Annotated in this window: 4 protein-coding genes; 1 reads left to right on the forward strand and 3 read right to left on the reverse strand. The window is 56.4% G+C overall.

Annotated features, from left to right (window positions below; genetic code table 11):
* On the forward strand, positions 1-203 hold a 203-nt coding region (locus ACQ4WP_RS29030; RefSeq protein WP_436526738.1), incomplete at its 5' end, for a hypothetical protein.
* Here the strand turns inward: ACQ4WP_RS29030 and ACQ4WP_RS29035 are convergent.
* The 3 genes from ACQ4WP_RS29035 to ACQ4WP_RS29045 form a co-directional block, all read right to left on the reverse strand.
* A complete protein-coding gene (locus ACQ4WP_RS29035) occupies positions 188-2,941 on the reverse strand; it encodes a TonB-dependent receptor plug domain-containing protein (RefSeq protein WP_436526740.1) in 2,754 nt (917 codons plus the stop codon). The two genes, ACQ4WP_RS29030 and ACQ4WP_RS29035, sit on opposite strands and share 16 nt — an antisense overlap.
* Before the next feature lie 490 nt (positions 2,942-3,431).
* Positions 3,432-3,749, reverse strand: coding sequence for a 30S ribosomal protein S10 (gene rpsJ, locus ACQ4WP_RS29040; protein WP_010394389.1), 318 nt, complete (start codon positions 3,747-3,749; stop codon positions 3,432-3,434).
* A gap of 179 nt (positions 3,750-3,928) precedes the next feature.
* Positions 3,929-4,190, reverse strand: a 262-nt coding sequence (locus tag ACQ4WP_RS29045) for an EF-Tu C-terminal domain-related protein (RefSeq protein ID WP_495542766.1), incomplete at its 5' end; no start/stop codon positions are given.

The following is a 4,190-nucleotide window of genomic DNA, read 5'->3' on the forward strand; positions in this document are numbered from 1 at the left end:
CACTTCCCCTTGCCCGGTGTGCAGAGGACTTTCACCTCCAAGTCACTCAACTAACCACCACAGTCAGTCGAGCCGCGCTCGCGCGCGTCGCGCCATGCCTGGCGCACCAAAAAAAAACCAGGCGCGAGGCCTGGTTTTTGCTGCGCCCGGCAATGATGCCGGGCGAAAGCTTGTCAGCTGACGACGATCAGAAGAAAGTGTAGCTGGCGGTCACACCGATACGACGCATCTGGAACGTATCAGCATAACCGGAACGCCATTGAATTGGCGCTGCCTTGTCGAACATGTTATCCACGTACAGGCTCAGACGCGTGTTCTTGATGCCGCTGTACGACAGGTTGTAGTCGACCGTCGTGTTGCTGCCGACGCGCGAGCATGCTGCCATGTTCTCGGCAGAGACTTTATTCGTGACGCAAAAGGTCCGCGACGTGTCGTCGTTGTTGCTATAGCCGCTGGCATAGTTGAGGGTCATGCCGTGGTCGAACGAACCGGCCTTCAGGCTGGCGCGCAGCTTGGTGTTCAGACGCGAACGCAGGGCCCAGTTGCCGGCCAGGTTGTCAGCATAAGCATTGTCGGTCACGCTGAACTCCTGGTATTTCCACAGGTAGCTACCTTCCAGTTTCAGGCGAACCTGGCCGATACTGGTGTTGAAACGGCCACCCGCATCAAAGTCGAAGCCCGAAGCACGGGTCTTGCCGCTGTTGACGTATGGGTTGTACAACAGGCCGATCACGCCAACGCCGCCGAAGTTGGCGGTATTGCCTGGTGCGTATTTTTTCACCAGTGCCAGGAATTGCGCATCCGAAGCCGAGTTATCAACACGCACCAGCTGTCCGGCTGGCAGACCAGCTTCGCCGCGCAGAATGTCCGCCACGGCACGGGTACCGATTTCGTCCTTGCGTTCGATATGGTAGTAGTCCAGTGCCACGGTCCAGTTCTTGACCGGCTCGAAGACGAAACCAGCGGTGATCGAACGCGAGGTTTCCGGTTTCAGGTCCTTGTTCGCCGACACGAAGCTAGGAACGCCGCCTTTGCAATCACTGTTCTGGAAGGTGTTGCCCTGCGCCTTGTCGGCGGGGGTGACGGCTGGATTGCCTTGTACCAGCTTGTTCAAGGCACTGGCGGTTGCGCAGCGGCGTGGATCGCTGACATCGTTAGCAAACGAGCTGCGGCCCAGACCGTTACCGGTTTCAACGATGTTAGGCGCGCGGAAGCCCCCAGCGGCCGTGGCGCGCAACAACAGGGTATCGGTCGCGTTGACGCGCAAGCCCAGCTTTGGCGAGAAGTGCACGTCGCTGTTGGTGGACTTGTCGGCACGTACCGCGGCGCTCACTTCTACACGCTTGACCACCGGAATGGTCGCTTCCGCGAACAGCGCGTAGTGATCCATGGTGTCCTTGACCTGCAGGCCGGCGATGCCGACCAGGTCACCACGCAGGACGTTGTCCGAGCTGGTCATCTCATACTTTTCGCGACGGATGTCGGTACCGAACGCCACATTCAAAGGACCGGCTGGCAATTGCGCCACTTCACCGGACACGGTCGCATCGAAGAAAGCGATCTTCGACTTGCCCTTTGTGGTGCGTACAGGGAACATCGATTCCAGCAGCGCGGTATCGTTTTGCTGGCCGAACTTGTACGTGCCGTTCTTGATGGCGTTGGTGTAGCCAGCGGCGCTGGCTGCACGGGTGGCCTTGGTGGCATTCGAGGTCATATAGCCAGCCGCGGATTTCCAGTCGAAGCCACTCACATCGCCGTTCAGGCTCAGCATGACGCGCGTCTGGTCGGATTCGGTGCGGTTGAAGTTGAAGCCGTTGCCGGTGTCCATCAGACGGGCACGGTATTCCACCGGTACGCCGTAAGGGTTGTTGGCGTGGCCAACCGGCAATTTTGGATAGTAGAACGGGCCGACCATCTTGCCGTCCATCGCGTTATACCAGGTGCTCGGCGACAAAGTGCTGCTCAGGGCGTATGGCGCGACGATGTAATCGTTGCTGGCGCTGGCATTGGTGATCTCGAAATTGGCGTCGATAGACTTACCGATTTTAAAATGCGTGTTGCTGGCCAGCGCATAACGCTTGGCATTGGTTGCCAGGCCGCTGTACGGCAACAGGTCCATCTTGCACAGCTTGTCTTTCGGGTCGAGCTTGTCAGCCGGGCAGCCTGGCGCGGCAACGATGTTCGTGCTGTCCAGGTAGTAGTTGCCGGTTGGCGAATACGAGTTCTTCGCGTCCCAGGTCGAACGGGTCGGGGTCTGGCGGTGCCATTCAGGATAGTGGCTGCGCAGGCTGTCGACGGTGTAGCCGTCGTTTTTGTAGGCTTCGTATGTCAGGTAGGTGTTGAAACCATCCTTGTCGACATCACCGTAACCGATGATGCCGGAAACGTTGCGGCTGCGCTGGTCTTTGAAACCGTCGGTTTCCTTGTAGTTGCCAGTGATTTTGGCACCTTCAAAGTTCTTCAGCAGAATGATGTTGATCACGCCGGCGATGGCGTCGGAACCGTAGATTGCCGAAGCGCCGTCCTTCAGGATCTCGATGCGCTCGATGGCGGCAGCCGGGATCGCGTCCAGGTTGGTGAAGTTCTGTTGTGCGCCATCGGCCAGGCCGTATTGTGCAATGCGGCGGCCGTTAACCAGCACCAGGGTAGCGACCTTGCCCAGGCCACGCATGCCCACGCCCGATGAGCCCGTGGCAAAGCCACCGGAGCTGGAGCTTGCCGAGTCGATCGAGGTGCTGATGGCGGCGGAAGAATTCAGGATGCCCAGCGCCGTGGTCTGGCCGGTGCGCTCGATGTCGTCGCGGGTCAGAACCTGCAGCGAGCCAGCTGTTTCAGCTTCGGTACGCTTGATACTACTACCGGTGACTTCGACGCGCTGCAGTTTTTCTACAGGCTCGGCAGCTGTTTGTGCCGTGGCGTATTGAGAGAAGGCTAATGTCAATGCAATTGCAAGGGTACTTTTCTTCAACCGTGGTGTATTGCTATTTACCGTACTTTTCAAGACTACTCCTCAGATATTATTTTCGTTTTATAAATCGATACGCCTCGTTGACCGTTTTTGTAAAAAAGTCACACATTCTCGCGTATATTACGAATTTCTCACATTGACGCCACGCAAGGAAGGGGAAAATTAACAATTGTTGTTTTAATCCAACTTTATCCGCCAACTTGTTGTTTTCCGGGATCAATTTGGCCTGTGCCGGCCTGGTCCGCCAGTTTGGATAACGATAGAAAAAGAAAGTAAAGCGGAGAAAGAGAAAGGGAGAGCGAAAGATGTACGGCGCCAATACTGCGGGCCAATAGCAATGGGGCCGGGCGCACTCACGATTGTGAGCAGGCCCGGCCCCATCATCAGGCAGCGGGACACCCCGCCGGCCTGGAACAGCTGTCAACACCTGATGCTACGGTATTGTCAGTCGCCCTTGAAACTCTTATTGCAGTTTGATTTCAACATCAACACCAGCTGGCAGGTCCAGCTTCATCAGCGCGTCAACGGTTTTGTCCGTTGGGTCAACGATGTCCATCAGGCGTTGGTGCGTACGGATCTCGAACTGATCGCGCGAAGTTTTGTTGACGTGCGGGGAACGCAGCACATCGAAACGTTGAATACGGGTAGGCAGTGGTACTGGGCCTTTGACGACAGCGCCGGTGCGCTTCGCGGTCTCAACGATTTCCAGAGCGGACTGGTCGATCAGTTTGTAATCGAAAGCCTTCAGGCGGATACGGATTTTTTGATTTGGTGCCGACATGATATTTCCTTAAAAGAACGAACCGCGCGGTCTGCACGGCAATGAGGTCATACGGGAATTTCTGACACAACAACCGTCAGGGTCGACATGATAGCACCAAAATGCTTGCCAACCCCGGCAGTTGAATAAAAAGAAGGGCGCCGGGCGACGACGCATCTTCTTTTATGCAGGCTTAAGAATTAAGCCAGGATTTTTGCAACAACACCAGCGCCGACGGTACGACCGCCTTCACGGATAGCGAAGCGCAGACCTTCTTCCATCGCGATCGGGTTGATCAGCTTGACGGTGATCGACACGTTATCGCCTGGCATGACCATTTCTTTGTCTGCTGGCAACTCGATCGAACCAGTCACGTCCGTCGTGCGGAAGTAGAACTGTGGACGATAGTTGTTGAAGAATGGCGTATGACGGCCGCCTTCGTCTTTCGACAGAACATAGATC

It is taken from the genome of Janthinobacterium lyxosi (assembly GCF_051380665.1).
Lineage (GTDB): Bacteria > Pseudomonadota > Gammaproteobacteria > Burkholderiales > Burkholderiaceae_D > Janthinobacterium.